Source organism: Streptomyces sp. WAC 04229 (assembly GCF_003947455.1).
Classification (GTDB): domain Bacteria; phylum Actinomycetota; class Actinomycetes; order Streptomycetales; family Streptomycetaceae; genus Streptomyces.
In genome coordinates this window covers 1-17,518 of the sequence record NZ_QHJH01000140.1, presented here as the reverse complement: position 1 = coordinate 17,518, position 17,518 = coordinate 1, and the positions used below count along the sequence as shown (strand labels likewise).

Sequence of the window (17,518 nt, the reverse complement as noted above, 5' to 3'; positions counted from 1 at the left end):
GGGCGAGGGTGTCCACGGGGGCGCCGCCGCCGAGGGCGCAGCCCAGCACGACGGCGGGCGGAAGGGCGGGGCCCAGGGCTTCGAGGGTGCGGCCCTCGCGCTGGGCGAAGAGCAGCGGCGGGCCGGGGGCGAGCATCAGCGGATCGCTGGCGCCCTCGGCCCGGACGGCCAGCCCGGCGATGGTCCGGGGCGGCAGCCGTACGCCCCACGCGTCGGCGACCGCGCGCACGGTGGCGATGACGTCGCTCGTGGAGGAGCCCATGCCCAGCCCGACGGGGATGTCGCCGGTCAACGTCAGTATGCCGCCGCAGGGCGCCGCGGACAGGCGTGCGGCGCACTCCCGGAGCGCGAGGACGGCCGCCGCCCGCGCCTTGGTGCGTCCGGCGGGCGTCACGCGCACGTCGTCGGGCGGGGTGCCGGTCCGGGGCGTGAAGTGGGCGGTGCTGCCGGGCCCGTTCATCGGCAGGGTGACCAGCGCCTGGCAGGGGCGGCGGCGCTCGTCCAGGAAGACTCCCTGGAGGATCTCGCCGTGGTGGCAGGCGGCGTGTCCGGTGCCGACGGCTTCGCCGGGACCCGCGTCCATGGCGGCGCGTGGGGTGGTGGCCCGCGGGGCGGTCGCCGTCATGCGCCGTCCGCCGCCCGGTAGCGGTACAGCGTCGTGGGCTCCGCGCTGAACTGGGAGAAGGGGAAGGGCTCCGCGGACAGGGCGGTCACGCCCGCGCCGAGGAACGCGCGGGCCACGGCGCTGCCGGTCTGCGCGTAGACCACCAGCGGCACGTCCCGTTCGCGGCAGCGCGCCAGGACCGTGTCGAACGTGCCGTTGCTGAGGGTCATGCCGGTGGCGATCACGGCCTCGGCGGTGTCGAGGACCTCGTGCATGTCGTCGGTGACCCGGTCGCCCCACTGGGTGGTGCGGAGGTTGAAGTCGCAGAGCAGGGGGGTGCCGCCGCGCTCGCGGATGGCGGCGACGAGCGGGTTGACGACGCCTATCAGCCCGACCCGCGCGCCGGGTCCGGTGTCCAGCAGTCCGGCGATGGCCGCGTCCCGGGCCCGCGCCCGGACCTCGGGCGTCCCGGCGGGCAGGACGACCGGTTCGGCCCCGGCCTCGCGGTGCGGGTCGACTTCGCAGAGGTAGGCGTCGAGTGCGGCGATCCGCAGCGGGCGGGGCGCCTCGCGCAGCAGGGAGTCGAGGGGTGCGCCGGAGGCGTCACGGCACAGGGACGGATCGACTTCGCCCGCCTCGAACGCGCAGCCCCCGAAGGAGCCGCCCAGCCGGACGAGGACGTACTGGTTGAGGTACGTGGTGTCGCCGCCGGCCAGCCGCGTGCCGTGGTGGATCCAGAACACGCTGGTGGCCACGAGCCCGGCGGGACGCGGACCGAGTTCGCCCGCCAGGACGGCGGTCAGCAGTTCCTCGGTGTTCTTCATGCCTGCCCTCCGGCGCCGGGGATGTCACGGGTGATGCGGAACAGGAAGGTCAGTACGCCGTCCCCCCAGTCGTGGAAGTACTCCGTCTCCGGGTGGAACCCGTGGTCCAGGGCGTGCTGGACGATGCCGCGCAGATCCGCGGTGTTGGAGGCGATGACGAAGATCTCGCCCCCGGGGGCGAGCAGGTCCCGCTCCGCGACCTGGGCGAAGAACCTCGCCAGCAGCGACGCGCCCACGCAGACGTTGCGTACGACGTCGGGGTCGTCGCTGACGGTCCGGCTGACGGCGGGCGGATTGAAGGTGATGACGTCCAGTCTCCGGCCGTCCGGTACGGCGTCGAAGAGGTCGCCGGCCACCGGCAGGAAGGCGGTGTCCGGGCGCTCACCGACGATGCGCGCGTAGTGGCGGGCGGCGGCGGCGACGCTCTCGGGATGGACGTCGACGGCGTGGATCTCCCGGGCGCCGCGGTGGGCGGCGGCCACCGCCTCGACACCGAGGCCCACGCCCATGGCGGCGTAGCGGCGTTGACGTGTCTCGATGCGGCCGTCGAGCAGCCGCTCGTGGATCAGGCGGCTGGTCCAGCCGGGTATGAAGACGCCGGGCGGGACGTCGAACGTCCAGCCGTTCCACTCGTAGGCACGGGTGGTGTGCAGGTCGCCCTTGGGCTGGTTGAGGGCGATGATCCGGTCGCCGGCCAAGGGCGGGGGGAGGTGGTCCAGGAGGGCGGGTCCGGTCGCGGTCAGGTCCACGTGGGCTCCTCGGGCTCGCGGGAACGGGATGGCGGGGTGCCGGCAGGAACACTAACGGAAATGATTGTCATTACGATAGCCTGCCTGTACGGCGCCCCGGCCGCCCGCTGTCATGGGCCGGCCCCACCGCCCAACTCCGCCCCACCACCCATACCTTCACCGCACCACCCGTACCTTCACGCCACCAGGACTGGAGCGCTCCATCGTGCCGACCTCACCCGCACCGACCACCTCCGCCGGGGCCGGGTCCGGAGGGCAACGGCCCATCCTGCTCGACGTCGCGTTCCTCCGCCTCTGGACGGGCGCCACCGCCTCGGGCCTGGCCACCTGGGCCCTGCCGTTCGTGCTCGGACTCGCGGTACTCGACCGCACCCTCGGCGCCACCGACCTCGGCCTGCTGCTCGCGGCCCGCACCGCGGGGTTCCTCGCCGCGGTACCCGTGGCCGGGGTACTGGCCGACCGGCACTCCCGCCGGAGCGTCGTCCTGTGGGCGGGGCTCGCCTCCGGGGCGGCGGCCCCGGTGCTGGCCGCCGGGCTGGACCGCTCGGTGCCGCTGATGGCGATCGCGGCCGCGGTCGCCGGAGCCGGGCAGGGCGCCTGCCGCCCCGCCTACCAGGCCCTGACCGCCGAGGTGGTGGACGCCGACCGCAGGCAGCAGGCGAACGCCGCCATGACCCTCGCGGTACGCGTCACCACGCTCGTGGGCCCGTCACTGGCCGCCCTGCTCGCCGTGTTCCTCGACACCGGGGCGCTCCTGGTGGGCATCGGACTGCTGTGGCTGGTCGCCGCGTGCGTACCCGGCCGCGGCGCGCGGCCCGGCACCACCGGCGTGACGCGGGAGGAGCCGGGCACCTCGGGCGCCGCCCGGAGCAGGTCGTTCCTCGCGGAGTTCGCGGACGGCGTCCGGGAGGCCCGCAGGCACCCCTGGTTCGTCGCGGGCCTGGGCGCTCTGACGGCCGTCATAGCCACCGGCTACTCGGCGACCGGTGTGGCGCTGCCCCTGGTCAGCAGGGACGACTACGGCACCGAGGTCGTCCTCGCGGGTGCGATGACCGCCTACACCGCCGGAGCACTGGCCGGTGCGCTGCTCATCGCCCGCTGGCGCCCCCGCTCCCCCGGCCGGGCCGCCCTGGCCGGCCTCGCCGCCTACGGATTCGCGCCCCTCAGCCTCGTGTTCCCCGTGCACCCCGCCGTCGTGATGGCCGCCTACGCCGTCGCCGGCGTCGGCATCGAGATGTTCAACGTGCCCTGGTTCACCGCCGCACAACGCGAGGTGGCGCCGGACAAGCTGGCCCGGGTCTCCTCCCTGGACTTCCTGCTCTCGTACGGCCTGGCCCCGCTCGGACTGGCCCTGATCGCCCCCGCCATCGACGCCTTCGGCGCCAGGCCGGTCCTGGTCGTCTGCGCGGTCACCTGCTTCGCGGCACCCGCCGCGGCCGCGCTGGTCCCGTCCTCCCGCGGCTTCTCCCACCGCCCGGAACCGGGGCACGCCGAACCGCACTTGGCCGGAGCGGATCGCTGACGTGCGCGGGCCCGAGGCGGGGCACGCACCCGCTCACGTCGACCGACCGCCCGGCTGGGAGTGGGCGACAGCCTGATCCTCGACAACTACCGCTGCCGGCACGGCCGGAATACCCGCCGGCAGGAGTCCGTGCGTGGAAATCGTGAAGAGTTCACGCACGGCTCTCGGGAGTCGGTCACGGCACCGGAACACTCGGAGGCTCACTCGGCGCTTCCGAACACGTCGGGCGCCGCCACGCGATGGGAGACCGACCCACGATGTTGACTCCGGTACGGAGCAGAGTCCGGACAGCCGCGCTCGCACTCTCGGCCGTCGCGGCCCTCGCCCTCGGCACGACCGCCACGGCCGGCGCGACGGCGGCACCCGCTCCCGCGCCCTCGCCCGCCGCCGCGAAGCAGGGACCGACCTCGGTGGCCTACATCGAGGTGAACAACAACAGCATGCTCAACGCCGGCAAGTACACGCTCGCCGACGGCGGTGGAAACGCCTTCGACGTCGCCGTGATCTTCGCGGCGAACATCAACTACGACACGAGCTCCAAGAAGGCGTACCTGCACTTCAACGAGAACGTGCAGCGCGTCCTCGACAACGCCGCCACGGAGATACGGCCGTTGCAGCGCAAGGGCATCAAGGTCGTCCTCTCCGTGCTGGGCAACCACCAGGGCGCGGGGTTCGCCAACTTCCCGTCCCAGCAGACGGCTTCGGCGTTCGCGAAGGAGATGTCGGACGCCGTGGCCGAGTACGGCCTCGACGGCATCGACTTCGACGACGAATACGCCGAGTACGGCGAGAACGGCACCGCCCAGCCCAACGACAGCTCGTTCGTGCACCTGGTGACGGCACTGCGCGCGAACATGCCGGACAAGATCATCAGCCTCTACAACATCGGCCCGTCCGCATCACGCCTGTCCTACGGCGGCGTCGACGTCTCCGCCAAGTTCGACTACGCCTGGAACCCGTACTACGGCACCTGGCAGGTCCCCGGCATCGGCCTCCCCAAGTCGCAGCTGTCCCCGGCGGCCGTCGAGATCGGCCGAACCTCGCAGACCACGGTCACGAGCCTCGCCCGCCGCACGGTCGGCGAGGGCTACGGCGTCTACCTGACGTACAACCTCGACGGTACCGACCGCAGCGCCGACGTCTCGGCGTTCACGAGGGAGCTGTACGGGAGCGACGCCGTGTACACGCCGTAGGGCGCCAACAGGCGGGCCGCCCTGTCGACAACGATGTCAGGCGTCGGCGGGGCGGCAGCGGCCGCGCCTGAGTGGCACGGGCGTCCCGGATTGGGCTCGGGTCTCTCCGACCGCCCCGGACGTTTGCCTGCGACGCGTCGGGCATGCTCCAAGTGACAGGAGTCGCGGGAGACCGAAAGGGAGACCGGTGATGGACTGGAGGCTCGGCGAGGCGTTCGAGACGCCCGACGGGGTGATCCGGTGGGACGTCATGGGCAGCGGCGACCCGATCGTGCTGGTGCACGGCACGCCGTACTCGTCCTTCCTCTGGCGCGACATCGCCCCGGCCCTCGCCCGCACCCGCACGGTCTTCGTCTTCGACCATCTCGGCTTCGGCCAGTCGGACCGGCACGAGGGCCAGGACCTGAGCCTGGCGGCCCACGCAAGGAACTTCGCGCGGCTCCTCGACCACTGGGGGCCGGCCCGCCCCAGCGTCGTCGCGCACGACATCGGCGGGGCGGTGGCGCTGCGGACGCTCTTGCTGGAGAAGAGGGAGTACCGGGATCTGACCCTGTTCGACGCGGTGAGCGGCGGGCAGTGGGAGCGAGGGCTCTTCCGGCTCATCCTGGAGCACAGGGAGGTGTTCGAGCGGCTCCCCGACTACGCGCACGAAGCACTGGTCACCAGCCACCTGCGGCACGCCACGCAGGTCGGCCTCCGGCCGGAAGTCCTCGAAGGGTTCCTCGCACCCTGGCTGGGGGCCGAGGGGCAGGCCGCCTTCTACCGTCAGTACAGCCAGATCAGGCAGGCGGACACCGTCGCGTACGAGCACCTGCTGGGCGGGATCCCGTTTCCCGTGCGGATCGTCTGGGGCCGCGAGGACCGCATCCTCCCGCCTCGGTACGCCGAGTGGCTGCGCGACCGGATCCCCCACGCCGACCTGCACTGGATCGAGGACGCGGGCCACCTGCTCCAGGAGGACGCGCCGGGCCGCCTGCTGTCGCTGCTCACCGCCGCCTTTCCCTCGGCCTGACCTCGGTACGGCGCACCGGCGGCCGAGCGGGCACGCGAGCACCACGACGGCGGACGAGCAGGACGCTGACGCCGCGCCCCCGGCGGTCGCCCACCGGGCGCCCGGCCGGTCGGCGACTGAGTGCCGGACGGCTCGGGCCGGCCGGCACTCAGTCGCCGACCACCCCCGCATCGATGCGCCGACCACGTGACGCGTCCACCACGACGGGGATGCCCTCCGGGATCCGGCCCTCCAGCCGTTCGAGCAGAGATCTCACCGGTGGGAGGTCCCCGGGGACGCGGACGTGGACGTACATGGTCCGGGAGGCCGCGTCGACACCTGTGACGGACGCGCCCGGCTCGTCGGCGAGCCACTGCTCCGCCGCGTCCTTGGTGCGCCCGGTCCAGACGTCGAGCAGCAGCGTGACCACGGTGTTGGCCGTCAGCGGAACGACCACGACGGCGAACAGCAGGGTCATGGCGGCGTATGCGCCGCGGGCCGGCCGCCCGGCCGCCGTGTCGGCCTCCGCGCCGTAGCCGAGCGAGGCGAAGACCACCATGCCCCCGAAGACGAGGGCGAAGAGGTTCGACACGAAGAGCACCAGCGCGCCCAGGGCAAGCCAACCCGAAAGCCGTCCCAGGCACACCCCGGCCACCACCAGGGGCGGGACGAGGGAGATGGCGATCGCGACCCCCGGCAGCACGGCGGCGACGTCCCGTCGAGCGAGCGCCACCGCGCCGGCGAAGCCGGTCGCCAGGGCGGCGATCAGATCCATCAGGCCGGGCGACGTCCGCGACGAGATCTGGCTGTTGGACAGCAGGTCGTAGTCACTGGGGAGGACCACCGACATCACCATCCCGACGGCGATCACCAACAGGCACGCGAGGAGGACGGTCCTGGCCGATCCGGTGCGGCGGCGCCGCACCGAGCCCAGGGCGATGCCCATGATCGGCGTGGACAGCGGGGCGATGATCATGGCGCCGATCACGGTGGCGGTCGAGTCCGTGAGCACTCCGCCGGCCGCGATGACCGACGACAGGGTCAGCATGGTCCAGAAGGCCGACCGCTTGGACGTCGTGTCCCCGGTCGACAGGTCGAGGTCCTGCGTCAGCTCGTCCAGCGAGCGGCGCTGGGAGGCCGGCAGGACGCGGTCGCGAACTCCACTGATCACGAACTCAAGCAATCACGCTCGGCACGGTTTCGGCGGGCAGGACACGAGCGGCGGACGCGTCAGGCCGCGGACCGCCTCAGCGGTTCGGTAGTGCACGGCTGTCCGTGTCCCGCTGGTCGGCGGCGGGAACGGGCTGCCGCGAGACGGTTCGTCGGCTGAGGGAACTGGAGAGTCGGGAACCCGTGGTCCATGCCGCGCCCGTCACTTCCGGTCGACGGTCACCGGGCCCGTGGGGCCTCGAGCGCGAGGGCTCCCTCGTCGAGCAGGCGTCGCGCCCGCGGACAGCCGTGCAACTGTTCACCGAGAGAAGCCAGGGCCGGCAGCAGGGAGTGCCCGGGGACGCCGCGGGCGGTGAGGATGTCCGCCGTCCACGTGAGGAAGCCGGTGAAGAGCTCGGCGTCGTCGACGTAGAGGGCCGCGGCGAGGAAGTCCACCGTGTGGGCCAGGCCCTCGGCGGTGCGGTCACGCTGCTCGTCGTCGTAGCGGCGTACGGCCGGAAGGCGGTCGGACAGGTCGGCGAAGGTCTGCTTGACCAGCCGGGGACGGGCCCGGGTGACGAGGGCGTACTCCTGGTCGGCCAGGTGCGGCAGGTCGTCGACGGGGTGCCGGGCCGCGGCGTTGGCCGGGCGCTCCAGTCCGGCCGCCAGGACGTCGGCGGCTTCCCGGGCGCCCGGCGCCCAGCCGTCCGCGCCGAGCAGCCGGGCGTAGCGGCCGTCAGGACCGAAGGCGGCGCCGCCCGTCAGCACGGGGGTGCCGACGGCCTGGCAGGCGGTGACGGCGCCGTGGGCCGCCGGCAACCGTGTCGGCAGCGACGAGGACAGCAGCACGGCGTCGGCGGTGCACCGGTGCAGGTGGTTGACCAGGTTCCGGGCGGGTGTCTGGGCGCCGAGGAAGTCGACCCGCCAGCCTCGCAGACGCAGTACTTCGGTGACCAGGCGAGCCGGCAGGGCGTGCCACTCCCCCTCCACGCAGGCCACCACCACGCGGCCGCGCTGCGGTGCGGGCTCCGCGCGTTCGTCCGGTGTCGTGAGCAGGGTGACGACGCGATCGTTGATCGCGGTCGCGGCGTGCTCCCGCGCCACGGTGAGCCGGCCCTCGGCCCAGGCCGCGCCGATCCGCCGCTGTATGTCGGCCACCACGTCCACCAGCAGGGTCTCGGGGTCGGCGCGCGACGTACGGACCTGCCGGACCAGTGCCAGTGCGGCGCCCTCGTCACCGCCGACCACCGCCTGCCACAGGTCGTCACGCAGAGCGTCCAGCTCCGCCCCGGTCACGTCCCGTCCTCGGGCGGCGCATCCGGGGAGCCGTCGGTGCGGGGAGCGCCGACGGCGACGGTGGCGATGTCGTCGTGCCGCCCCCCGCGGATCCACTCGCCGACGACCATCTGCACCCGCTCCACCACCGCGCGGGGCAGCATGCCGCCGCACTCGGCGAGGACCTTGGCCAGGCGCGCCTCGCCGAAGAACTCGTCCCCGAAGGGGCCGCCGCGGGCTTCGGTGACCCCGTCGGTGTACAGCAGGCAGGTGTCACCCGGTTCGAGCACGATCTCGGCCGTCCGCGAGGTCACCTGCGCCACCACGCCGACCGCCATGCCGCGGGTGGGCACCTCCTCCACGGTGCCGTCGAACCTTACGACCAGCGGCGGCGGGTGCCCGGCGCTCGTCACACGCAGCGTCACACCGCCCGGGGTGAGGCGCACCGAGGCCAGGACGAGGGTGGCGAAGCGGTTGTGCCGAGAGATCAGCACGGACTGGTTGAGCAGGCTCAGCACCCGTCCGTGGTCCCCGGTGAAGGGCAGCAGGGCCTGCAGCGTGCTGCGCATGCGTCCGGTGAGGACGGCGGCCTCGAGTCCCTTGCCCGCCACATCGCCCAGGACGACGAGTGTCTCGTCCCCGTCCCCGGCGCCCGGATGGACGTCGTAGAAGTCACCGCCGACCTGGTCGGCGTCCTGCGCGGCCCGGTAGGCACCCGCGTACTCGACTCCGCCGAGCGGTCCGAGGATCGGCGGCAGCAGGTCGTGTGTGAGGACGGAGGAGATGTCCGCCTGCTCGGCGAAGGCGCGGGCGGAGGACAGCGCCGCCCCCGCCCGCACCGCGAACGACCGGGCGAACTCTTCCTCGGCGGGGGTGAAGGACGCCCTGGAGGCGGTACGGAGGAGGACGAGTGCCCCCGCGGACTCGCCGTGCCCGGGAAGCGGCGTGACGCTGACGGATCGCACGGGTGCGGGCAGCTCGGCGACGAGGGCCCAGGACGGCAGGTCGCCCGGAGGTATCCAGCACGCGGTGACCGGCGGGAACCCCGCCAGGGCGTCCGCCAGACCTGGCAGTGACGTGGGATCGATGGCCTGCCGGGTCATGGTCACGGGGCCGTCGCGCCGGGCCAGGGCGAGGGTGTGCCGGCCGCCTCCGGCAGGAGTGACGACGACGGCCGCCTCGGCCAGGTGGTCCGCCGCGGTGCGGGCCGTCAGCTCCAGGCAGCGGTCGGCGTTCAGGGCGGACGCCAGGGCGGTGGAGACCTCCGTCAGGACCGCGGAGCGCTCGCGCTCCTCCCGCAGGTCGCGTTCGGCGCGCACCCGGTCGGTGACGTCCAGCAGCCACCAGACGACGCTGCCGTCGCTTTCCGGTACGGGACGGGCCTCGACGTGCCGGTCACCCACCGGTCCGGAGCAGCACCTGTCGGCCGCGTCGCCGGAGCCGCTCAGGCGGCGGTGTGCCTCGGTGAGCCAGTCCGGCACCGCGGCCGGGCCTCCACCGTCGAGCAGGCGTCCGGCCGGTGCGTTGAGGCCGACGAGCGAGCCGTCGGGCGCGAGCGTCACGGCGGCGTGCGGCACCCGGTCCAGGTCGATGACCTGGACTCGGACCACGTCGTGCGTGAACGGGGCGGGAACGTCCATCACCTTCGGGAATCCCGGCGGGTCTCCCGAATCCTCCTGCCTGTCGCGGTCGCTGCGGAGCGGCAACTGTCATCAACGGTACAGGCGTCCGCAGGGCTCCTCCAGAGAGTCACACCGAAACATCACCCTCAGTGACAGAACCGTGGCCTATCGGAGGCCATGGGATGCAGAACCCCTGTCCGTATCGCGCGCCACGGCGGCGCGACCTGGGCGAACAGGAGCGAGGGCCGCCGGCGCGGCCTTCGTCACCCTTCGTAGCGGGCGGCCAGGGTTCGTGCCGTCTCGGCGATGCGGTTGCGCAGTTCGGCGGGTGCCAGGACCTCGACATCGGCGCCCAGCCGCAGGAAGTCCCGGTGGGCGTGGTCGATCGACTCGATGGGCACGCGGGCCTCCGTCCATCCGTCACCCGCAGGCGTCACACCGAGACGGCGAGCGCCCCCAGGGGGGAGCCGCACCAGGGCGTACGCGGGCCGAGAACGACTTCCCCCGCCTGCCCGTCCGCACCGGGGAGGACGTCCGGGTGTGGTTCGGCCCGGCCGAAACCACACCCCTGGCCGGCCCAACGGCTGCGCCTGGAGCACGTGAAGCCCTGCCGGCCCTGACGAAAGCCGGTGACCACGTGCCTGCCGACTCGTCCGCGTCGTGCATTCACTCGTAGCGCAGACGCAGTGATTCCCGTTCGGCCTCCTCGATCTGCTCCAGGGTCAGGCCGGGCAGGTTCAGTTGCGTCAGTATCACCTCGGCGCTGCTCGGCTGGGCGTCGGCGGGCAGCCACTGCTCCGGTCGCCAGGCGTTGGCGCGCATCAGTGACTTCGGGCAGTGCGGATAGACCTGTTCTGCATGCACCACAAGCGCTGTGACCGGGGGTTTTCCCACAGGAGTGAGCTGGGCCAGCAGCTCCGGGCGCGTGGAGACACAGGCGCGGCCGTTGACCCGCAGGGTGGTCGGGCGGCCCGGGATGAGGAAGAGCAGTCCGACGCGTCCGGTTTCCAGCACGTTGTGCAGGGTGTCGAGCCGCTTGTTGCCGGTCGCGTCGGGGATGACCAGGGTCTGCTCGTCCAGCACCGAGACGAACCCGGCCGGTCCGCCACGCGGCGTCACATCCGCCCGGCCTTCGTGGTCCGCACTGCCGATGAACACCAGTGAGGAACAGCCGACCAGCGCCCGGGTCTCCTCGGTCAGACGGTCGATCTCCTTGCGCAGCGCGTTCTGGTTCGGCTCCGGGTAGAGCTCGCGCAGCTGGTCCGGGCTGGTGAGGGCGTCCGCCTGGAGGGAGTCGAACGGCGTGCCGGCGGCGCCGGTGTCGATCATCATATGAGTGACCCTAGAAGATGCTCCCCCGCACGTCACGAGGGCGTGCCCGGGCGTTCGTCGAGGGCACGGACCAGAAGGGCGTGGACCATGAACTGCCCGGCTCCGCGGTTCTCCTCGGGCACCTCCACGTCGTCGTTGACGGCGAACGACCCTCTGCGCGTCGGCATGGGTGAACGCGGCCCTCTCCATGCCCCGGCCGAGCGCGACTTGACCCTCCCCCTACGTCAGGCTTGAGGCTCGGTACCGACGAGAGGGGGGTGGAGGATGAGCTACTCCGTGGGACAGGTCTCGGCCTTCGCCGGGGTGACGGTGCGGACACTGCATCACTACGACAAGGCGGGACTGCTCTCGCCCAGTGACCGCAGCCAGGCCGGATACCGGCTCTACGGTGAGGCCGACCTGGTCCGGCTCCAGCAGATCCTCTTCTACCGCGAACTCGGCTTCCCTCTCGACGAGATCGCCGCGATCTTCAAGGACCCGCGGGTCAACCCCCTGGAACGACTCCAGGCCCGGCAGCGACAGCTGCACGAGGAGATCGCCCGGCTGCAACGGCTGGCCGAGGTGGCGGAGCGGGCCATCGAGGTCCAGAAGACCGGGGTGCCCCTGACCGCCGAAGAACGCTTCGAGGTGTTCGGTGAGATCGCCTTCGACCTGAGTTACGCCACCGAGGCCGAGCTGAAGTGGGCGCACTCGGACGGACAGCGCGAGGCCATGGCGCGCGCGGACGCGCACACCAAGGAGGACTGGCGACTGCTCATGGGCGAAGCAGCCGCCTGGCGGGCGGAGTTGCTCTCGGCCTTCGACGAAGGGGAACCGAGCTGCGGCGGGCGGGCCATGGACCTCGCCGAGGAGCACCGCTTGCACATCGCACGCTGGTTCACCTCCTGTCCGCCCGACATGCACCGGCGCATCGCGGACGACTTCGTCGCCGACCCGCGCGCCTTCGCCCTGGTCGTACCGCCCTCGCAGCAACGCCCGGGCCTGGCCGCCTACACGCGCAAGGCGGTCCACGCCAACGCGGCCCGCCACGCGGGCCGCCGCACCGATTGTGAGGAGCAACGATGAGGATCCTGATCGCCGCGGCCGGATCGCGCGGCGACGTCGCGCCCTACACGGGCCTGGGCGCCGAACTGAGCCGGGCCGGATACGACGTCGCCCTCGCCGTCCCCGACACCTTCGAACCCCTGGCACGCGAGGCGGGGCTGGAGGTGCGCCGTCTGCCCGCCGACACTCGCGTGCGCGGCAGCGGCACGCGCAGACGCGATGTGATGCGCACGGCGGCCGCGTTCGTCACCGAACTGGGTCAGGGCTTCGCCGACGCGGTGGACGAGAGCACGGACCTGCTCCTGCTGTCGACCACCACGGCCCCGCTCGGCTGGCACCTCTGTGAGGCCACGGGCACACCGAGCCTCGGCGTGTATCTCCAGCCCACCACGCCGACCGGCGACTTCCCACCCGTCGTGACCGGCTCCCGCTCACTGGGCCGACTCGGCAACCGGGCAACGGGACGCTTCGCACTGCGGATGGCCGACCGCGTCTACGAACAGGCGGTCGCACAACTGCGCCACCGCCTCGGCCTCGCCCCGACCTCGCCCTCCGAGACGCGCCGACGACAGGAACGGGCGAACTGGCCCGTCCTGCACGGCTTCAGCACGGCCCTGGTGCCCCGTCCCTCCGACTGGCGCCCCGGCCTCGACGTCGTGGGCAACTGGTGGCCCCATCACGACCCGGCCGAGCGGCTGCCCGCCGAACTTGAGGACTTCCTGGCTGCCGGGCCCCGGCCCGTCCTCGTCGGCTTCGGGAGCATGGCGTCCGGCGAGGGAGAACGGCTGAGCGAGATCGCCGTGCGAGCCCTGCGCCGCACCGGACTGCGGGGAATCCTCCAGGCCGGCAGCGCCGGACTCACCGCCGACGGGGACGACGTACTCACCATCGGCGACGTACCGCACGCCCTGCTGTTCCCACGGCTGGCCGCGGTGGTCCACCACGGCGGTGCCGGCACCTCCGCCGCCGCACTGCGCGCCGGAGTCCCCGCGGTCACCGTCCCGGTGACCGCGGACCAGCCGTTCTGGGCCGGGCGGCTCGCCGCCCTCGGCGCCGCCACCGACCCGATCCCGTTCCGGTCCCTCACCGCCGAACGGCTGGCCGACTCCCTCAACCGAGTGGTGAGGCAGCAGTCACACAGCCGAGCCGCCGCGACGGCGGCACAACACATGGCGAAGGAGAACGGAGCACGGCGGACACTCGAAACCATCCAGAACCTGACGGATGGATGACGCCCGTTCCTCCTCACCGAGGCGGTTCGTGTGGACGCCGAAGACGACCTCTCGGCCCGTCTCCGTCGTGCGGAGGCAGGGACCGAAGCGGCCGCGGAGCCCTTCGCTCATGTCGTCGCGTCTGCGGTCCGGTCGTCCGGTGGGGCGAGCAGGGGCAGCAGGATGCGGAAGGCGCAGCCGCGGCCGGGGGCGGTGTCGAGGGTGATGCGGCCGGCGTGGGCGGTGACGAGGGCGTGGGCGATGGCAAGGCCGAGGCCGGAGCCGCCGGTGGCGCGGGTGCGCGAGTCGTCGGTGCGGTAGAAGCGGTCGAAGACGTGGTCGCGTTCGGTGGCGGTGAGGCCGGGTCCCTGGTCGGCGACTTCCAGGACGGCGTGGGGCCCGACGACGCCGACGCCGATACGGATGGGGGTGCCGGGAGGGGTGTGGGTGACGGCGTTGCCGATGAGGTTGGTGACGACCTGGCGCAGCCGGGCCTCGTCGCCGTGGCTGGGGGCGGTGGCGGGCTTTCCGCCGACGGGTCCGGTCAGGGTCACCGGGCGCGCGGGATCCAGGGCGCGCACGTCGCGCAGGGCGTCGGCGGCCAGGGTGCGCAGGTCCATGGGGGCGAGGTCGAGGCCCAGGGCGGGTTCCTGGACGGTGGGGGTGCCGCCGGTGCCCGTGCGCTCGGTGTCCTCGTCGAGGCGTGCGAGGAGGAACATCTCCTCGACGAGCCGGGTGAGGCGTTCGGACTCCTCCGCGATCCGGGTCATCGTCCGGTCGACGTCCTCGCGGGTGGGCATGGCGCCCATGCGGTACAGGTCGGTGTAGCCCTTGATGCCGACGAGCGGCGTGCGCAGCTCGTGGCTGGCGTCGGCGAAGAAGCGCCGGGTCCGCGCCTCGGCTTCCGCGCGGGCGCGGAAGGCCGTGTCGATGCGGCCGAGCATCTCGTTGAGGCAGGCGGTGAGGCGTCCCACCTCGGTGTGCGGCGCGGCCAGTTCCGGGACGCGGTGGGAGTAGTCGCCGGAGGTGATCGCGGTCGCGGTCTTCTCGATCCGGGTCAGTGGGCGCAGTCCGGAGCGGACGGCGAACCAGCCTGCGGCGGCCAGGACCGCCAGCAGGACGACGCCTGCCGTCAGGAAGAGGTTCCGGGTCTTGGTGATGGTGCGGTCGACCTCGTCCAGCGAGGTGGCCACGACGACACTCCCGCGGGTCTCGGAGCGGTCCGGCGCGAAGACCTGGGCGGGCTGGGTCAGGGCGATCACCCGCCAGCTGCCCTCGCCGTCACGTGCGGGCACGGTGAAGGGCCGGCTCCCGTGGGCGAGGACGGCCGCGCGGTCGAGGCGGGGCAGGTCGGGGCCGCCGCCCGGTGGTGTGGTGCTGGCGTCGAACGCACTGCGGACGGCGCCGGTGTCGTCCACGTACGTCACGGCGGTGTCGCCGAGCACGCTGACGGCCCGCACCCTCGGCGCGGTGTCGGTGCCGGCGGGAGAAGGCAGCCGGGCGGCGACCCGGCTGATCAGGACGAGCCGGTCGTCGACCCGGCCCTGGAGGTAACCGTGCAGGATCGTGGTGACGAGCAGGCCCATGCCGAAGAGGCCGACGGCGACCAGCGCGACGGACAGGCACAGCAGGCGGGTGCGCAACGACAACCGGCCCGGCCACACGGGTGACGTCGGGCCAGGGCGCTTCACGGCCTGGGCCCGCGGACGACGTAGCCGACGCCGCGGACGGTGTGGATGAGTTTGGGTCCGTCGGTGTCGACCTTGCGGCGCAGGTAGCTGATGTAGGTGTCGACGATGCCGGGGTCGCCACCGAAGTCGTACTCCCACACGCTGTCCAGGATCTGGCTCTTCGTCATCGTCCGGCCGGCGTTGGCGACCAGGAAGTGCAGCAGGCGGAACTCGGTCGGGGACAGCCGCACGGTCCGGCCCGCCCGGGTGACGTGGTGGCTGTCGGGTTCGAGGTGCAGATCGCCGACGGTGAGGCGGGCCGGGTGCTCGCCCCGAGTGCGGCGCAGTACGGCGTGGATGCGGGCGATCAGTTCCTCCAGGTCGAAGGGTTTGGTGACGTAGTCGTCGCCGCCGAGGGCCAGTCCGTGCAGCCGGTCCTGGCGGTCTTCGCGTGCGGTGACGAAGAGGACCGGCAGGTCGCCGCCCCGGCCGGGCAGCGGCGAGCGGGGCTGGGCGCGCAGGCGGCGGATCACCTCGAAGCCGTCCATGTCCGGGAGCATGACGTCGAGGAGGACGAGGTCGGGGGTGTGCCGTGCGGCCCGGTCGAGGGCTTCCTGGCCGGTGGCGGCGGCGTCGACGTCGAAGCCGGCGTAGCGCAGGGCGGTGCGCAGCAGTTCCCGGACGGTGGGCTCGTCGTCGACGACGAGCAGGTGGTCCGGGCGGTCCGCGGCGTGTGAGGGGGGTGTGGGTGCCGCCATGATCGTTGTTCGCCGCCTTCCCGGGTGCCATGGTGCCTTCTCGCTGGCAGTGCTCGAACCGCTCCTCAGGAGATCACACGGCCCTCGGGAGAACGAGCCCGCCGTGAGGACACGGCGCCGGGGCGCGGTGCGGGGTTCCCCGCCGAGGGCTCGCGACGCCGGGCCCGTCGGCCGTGCAGGCGGCTTCCGCCGTACGAGGCGAGGGCGGCCACGGCGAACGCGGTGAGCGCGGACAGCCGGGGGCCCGTGTCGAGGGCGGCGCTGAGGCCGCCCATCTCACTGCCCATGAGGCTGACGCCGATCCGCAGCGAGCCGCGCGCGAGGAAGGGAAGCACGAACGTCGCGACGGCGACCGCGACGCCCACGCGCAGGGCGGTGTCCGTGTGGCGGCCCAGCAGCGCGTTGGTGTCCTCCCGCGCCGTGCGGGCCGGGGTACGGGCGGCGGCGACATACCCGGCGAGCAGCAGCAGGAGCAGAGCGAGCAGCAGTCCGGTCACCCACAGCGGTACGCCGGCGCCCGCCCAGTGCCCGAGGTCCAGGGACCGGTCGCCGCCCGCCGTGTCGTCCTGCCCGCCCGCGCCGAGCATGCCGGCCATCCCGCCGCCGTCGGGCCGCAGCCGCCGCACGTCCGCCTCCCAGGAGGTGCCCATCCCCGCAGTGAGCAGTACGGCGACGAGATTGGGGCCGGCGAGCAGCAGTACGCCCGCAGCCCGGGCCGCCTCTTCCCGTCCGGTCAGGGCCGCGGCCCCGGCGAGGACGGCGACGGCCAGGGTGGCACAGCACAGCACGGCCGCTGTCCCGGTGAGGGTGGACATGGCGGCGTTCCACTTCAGCCGCGGCCCGCCCAGGGCGAGGGGGCGTGGCAGTGTCGTCCGTCGTGCGGCGAGGCAGCCGACCGCGAGTACGGCGGCCACGCCGACGAGGCCGAGGAAGGCGGTGGCGACGGCATCGGTCCGGAAGCTCACCGAGGCCAGCGACGAGGCGAGGTCACCGCCACCACCGCCACCGAACCCGCCGAATCCGCCGGTCCGACCCGCCCCGGCACGTTCGCCGATCCGCTCCTTCACGCTCTCCGGCAGCCGGGCCGTGCCCCGCGCCAGCAGCGCGCACACCGGGACGGCCACCCCGGCGGTCGCCAGCGCGCCGCCGCACCGCGCCCACAGCATCGCCGGGGTGGGCCGCGCCCTGCGGCGCAGGGGCCGGAAGAACACGATCGCCAGGACGGCCGTACCCAGGAACGACAGCGTCAGGGGCGTCAGCGCCACCTCACCGGCGAGCGACAGGCTCAGGCCGCCCCCGCCGAACAGCCCGCCGAGCCCCCCTCCGTCGGCGGGCTCGTCGGACTCGGTGGCCGATTCCAGGGTGACGCCGCCGCCGAGGGCCAGGCTCACCAGCGTCGGCACCAGCCGGGAGAGCGGTGCGACGGTGCCGGCGCCGAGGAGGGTCAGGGCCGCCCAGGCGGTGGCGGCCATGGTGACGAGGGCGGCTGCGACGGCGAGGGCGCCTTCGAGGGCGTGGCGCCACACGGGAGGGGAAGGCTGGGGCAGCAGGGCGGACATGGGCGGGCTCCTCCG

The 17,518-nt window shown here is 73.3% G+C and carries 16 protein-coding genes and 1 pseudogene; 5 read left to right on the top strand and 12 right to left on the bottom strand.

All coding sequences use genetic code 11. From position 1 onward, the window contains the following. The 3 genes and pseudogenes from DMH12_RS28095 to DMH12_RS28085 all read right to left on the bottom strand — a co-directional run. Positions 1 to 625, bottom strand: a pseudogene (locus tag DMH12_RS28095) (GHMP kinase); the annotation flags it as partial. Further along, entirely contained in the window at positions 622 to 1,428 is an 807-nt protein-coding gene (locus DMH12_RS28090) for a Rossmann-like domain-containing protein (protein ID WP_125494253.1), read from the bottom strand. The gene DMH12_RS28090 and the pseudogene DMH12_RS28095, both read right to left, overlap by 4 nt. Then, positions 1,425 to 2,177 carry a methyltransferase gene (locus DMH12_RS28085; protein WP_125494252.1) on the bottom strand — a complete coding sequence of 251 codons (753 nt, stop codon included), beginning with the start codon at positions 2,175 to 2,177 and terminating at the stop codon, positions 1,425 to 1,427. The genes DMH12_RS28090 and DMH12_RS28085 overlap by 4 nt, the downstream gene beginning before the upstream one ends. A 205-nt stretch (positions 2,178 to 2,382) precedes the next feature. On the opposite strand from DMH12_RS28085, the gene DMH12_RS28080 reads away from it, so the two are divergent. From DMH12_RS28080 to DMH12_RS28070, 3 genes are all read left to right on the top strand, one after another. Next, positions 2,383 to 3,699: an MFS transporter gene (locus DMH12_RS28080; protein ID WP_260474370.1), complete on the top strand. Its 1,317-nt coding sequence runs from the start codon at positions 2,383 to 2,385 to the stop codon at positions 3,697 to 3,699. 257 nt (positions 3,700 to 3,956) lie between these two features. After that, complete coding sequence (locus DMH12_RS28075; RefSeq protein WP_125494250.1) at positions 3,957 to 4,892, top strand: endo-beta-N-acetylglucosaminidase H; 936 nt, start codon at positions 3,957 to 3,959, stop codon at positions 4,890 to 4,892. A gap of 190 nt (positions 4,893 to 5,082) precedes the next feature. Next, positions 5,083 to 5,904: an alpha/beta fold hydrolase gene (locus tag DMH12_RS28070; RefSeq protein WP_125494249.1), complete on the top strand. Its 822-nt coding sequence runs from the start codon at positions 5,083 to 5,085 to the stop codon at positions 5,902 to 5,904. Between the two features lie 148 nt (positions 5,905 to 6,052). Here DMH12_RS28070 and DMH12_RS28065 read toward each other — a convergent pair whose 3' ends face one another. The 6 genes from DMH12_RS28065 to DMH12_RS39985 form a co-directional block, all read right to left on the bottom strand. Continuing rightward, entirely contained in the window at positions 6,053 to 7,054 is a 1,002-nt protein-coding gene (locus DMH12_RS28065; RefSeq protein ID WP_125494248.1) for a TIGR00341 family protein, read from the bottom strand. Between the two features lie 218 nt (positions 7,055 to 7,272). Continuing rightward, positions 7,273 to 8,328 carry a B12-binding domain-containing protein gene (locus tag DMH12_RS28060; RefSeq protein WP_125494247.1) on the bottom strand — a complete coding sequence of 352 codons (1,056 nt, stop codon included), beginning with the start codon at positions 8,326 to 8,328 and terminating at the stop codon, positions 7,273 to 7,275. Further along, positions 8,325 to 9,947 (bottom strand): PP2C family protein-serine/threonine phosphatase, encoded by a 1,623-nt coding sequence (locus tag DMH12_RS28055; RefSeq protein ID WP_125494246.1) that lies wholly within the window; start codon positions 9,945 to 9,947, stop codon positions 8,325 to 8,327. The genes DMH12_RS28060 and DMH12_RS28055 overlap by 4 nt, the downstream gene beginning before the upstream one ends. A 245-nt stretch (positions 9,948 to 10,192) precedes the next feature. After that, positions 10,193 to 10,366 (bottom strand): WYL domain-containing protein, encoded by a 174-nt coding sequence (locus DMH12_RS39990; RefSeq protein ID WP_399189044.1) that lies wholly within the window; start codon positions 10,364 to 10,366, stop codon positions 10,193 to 10,195. A 229-nt stretch (positions 10,367 to 10,595) separates the two neighbouring features. Beyond that, the gene (locus tag DMH12_RS28045; protein WP_125494244.1) at positions 10,596 to 11,261 is read right to left on the bottom strand and encodes an MSMEG_1061 family FMN-dependent PPOX-type flavoprotein; all 666 of its coding nucleotides are present in this window, start codon (positions 11,259 to 11,261) and stop codon (positions 10,596 to 10,598) included. A gap of 32 nt (positions 11,262 to 11,293) precedes the next feature. After that, entirely contained in the window at positions 11,294 to 11,428 is a 135-nt protein-coding gene (locus tag DMH12_RS39985; protein ID WP_260474369.1) for a hypothetical protein, read from the bottom strand. 97 nt (positions 11,429 to 11,525) lie between these two features. Here DMH12_RS39985 and DMH12_RS28040 point away from each other — a divergent pair, with 97 nt between their 5' ends. Together DMH12_RS28040 and DMH12_RS28035 are read left to right on the top strand one after the other, a co-directional pair. Next, positions 11,526 to 12,326: a MerR family transcriptional regulator gene (locus DMH12_RS28040; protein WP_125494243.1), complete on the top strand. Its 801-nt coding sequence runs from the start codon at positions 11,526 to 11,528 to the stop codon at positions 12,324 to 12,326. Continuing rightward, the gene (locus tag DMH12_RS28035; protein WP_125494242.1) at positions 12,323 to 13,537 is read left to right on the top strand and encodes a glycosyltransferase; all 1,215 of its coding nucleotides are present in this window, start codon (positions 12,323 to 12,325) and stop codon (positions 13,535 to 13,537) included. Before DMH12_RS28040 ends, DMH12_RS28035 begins: the two co-directional genes overlap by 4 nt. Before the next feature lie 107 nt (positions 13,538 to 13,644). On the opposite strand, the gene DMH12_RS28030 is transcribed toward DMH12_RS28035, so the two are convergent. From DMH12_RS28030 to DMH12_RS28020, 3 genes are all read right to left on the bottom strand, one after another. Continuing rightward, positions 13,645 to 15,165: a HAMP domain-containing sensor histidine kinase gene (locus DMH12_RS28030; RefSeq protein WP_260474368.1), complete on the bottom strand. Its 1,521-nt coding sequence runs from the start codon at positions 15,163 to 15,165 to the stop codon at positions 13,645 to 13,647. 38 nt (positions 15,166 to 15,203) lie between these two features. Continuing rightward, positions 15,204 to 15,944: a response regulator transcription factor gene (locus tag DMH12_RS28025; RefSeq protein WP_125494240.1), complete on the bottom strand. Its 741-nt coding sequence runs from the start codon at positions 15,942 to 15,944 to the stop codon at positions 15,204 to 15,206. Positions 15,945 to 16,009: 65 nt separating this feature from the next. Further along, the gene (locus DMH12_RS28020; protein WP_125494239.1) at positions 16,010 to 17,503 is read right to left on the bottom strand and encodes a streptophobe family protein; all 1,494 of its coding nucleotides are present in this window, start codon (positions 17,501 to 17,503) and stop codon (positions 16,010 to 16,012) included. Positions 17,504 to 17,518 lie beyond the last annotated feature (15 nt).

Coding starts and splice junctions, on each gene's coding strand:
- DMH12_RS28090 (WP_125494253.1), bottom strand. CDS start 1,428: ATGAAGAACACCGAGGAACTGCTGACCGCCGTCCTGGCGGGCGAACTC.
- DMH12_RS28075 (WP_125494250.1), top strand. CDS start 3,957: ATGTTGACTCCGGTACGGAGCAGAGTCCGGACAGCCGCGCTCGCACTC.
- DMH12_RS28070 (WP_125494249.1), top strand. CDS start 5,083: ATGGACTGGAGGCTCGGCGAGGCGTTCGAGACGCCCGACGGGGTGATC.
- DMH12_RS28055 (WP_125494246.1), bottom strand. CDS start 9,947: ATGGACGTTCCCGCCCCGTTCACGCACGACGTGGTCCGAGTCCAGGTC.
- DMH12_RS28045 (WP_125494244.1), bottom strand. CDS start 11,261: ATGATGATCGACACCGGCGCCGCCGGCACGCCGTTCGACTCCCTCCAG.
- DMH12_RS39985 (WP_260474369.1), bottom strand. CDS start 11,428: ATGCCGACGCGCAGAGGGTCGTTCGCCGTCAACGACGACGTGGAGGTG.
- DMH12_RS28040 (WP_125494243.1), top strand. CDS start 11,526: ATGAGCTACTCCGTGGGACAGGTCTCGGCCTTCGCCGGGGTGACGGTG.
- DMH12_RS28035 (WP_125494242.1), top strand. CDS start 12,323: ATGAGGATCCTGATCGCCGCGGCCGGATCGCGCGGCGACGTCGCGCCC.
- DMH12_RS28025 (WP_125494240.1), bottom strand. CDS start 15,944: ATGGCGGCACCCACACCCCCCTCACACGCCGCGGACCGCCCGGACCAC.
- DMH12_RS28020 (WP_125494239.1), bottom strand. CDS start 17,503: ATGTCCGCCCTGCTGCCCCAGCCTTCCCCTCCCGTGTGGCGCCACGCC.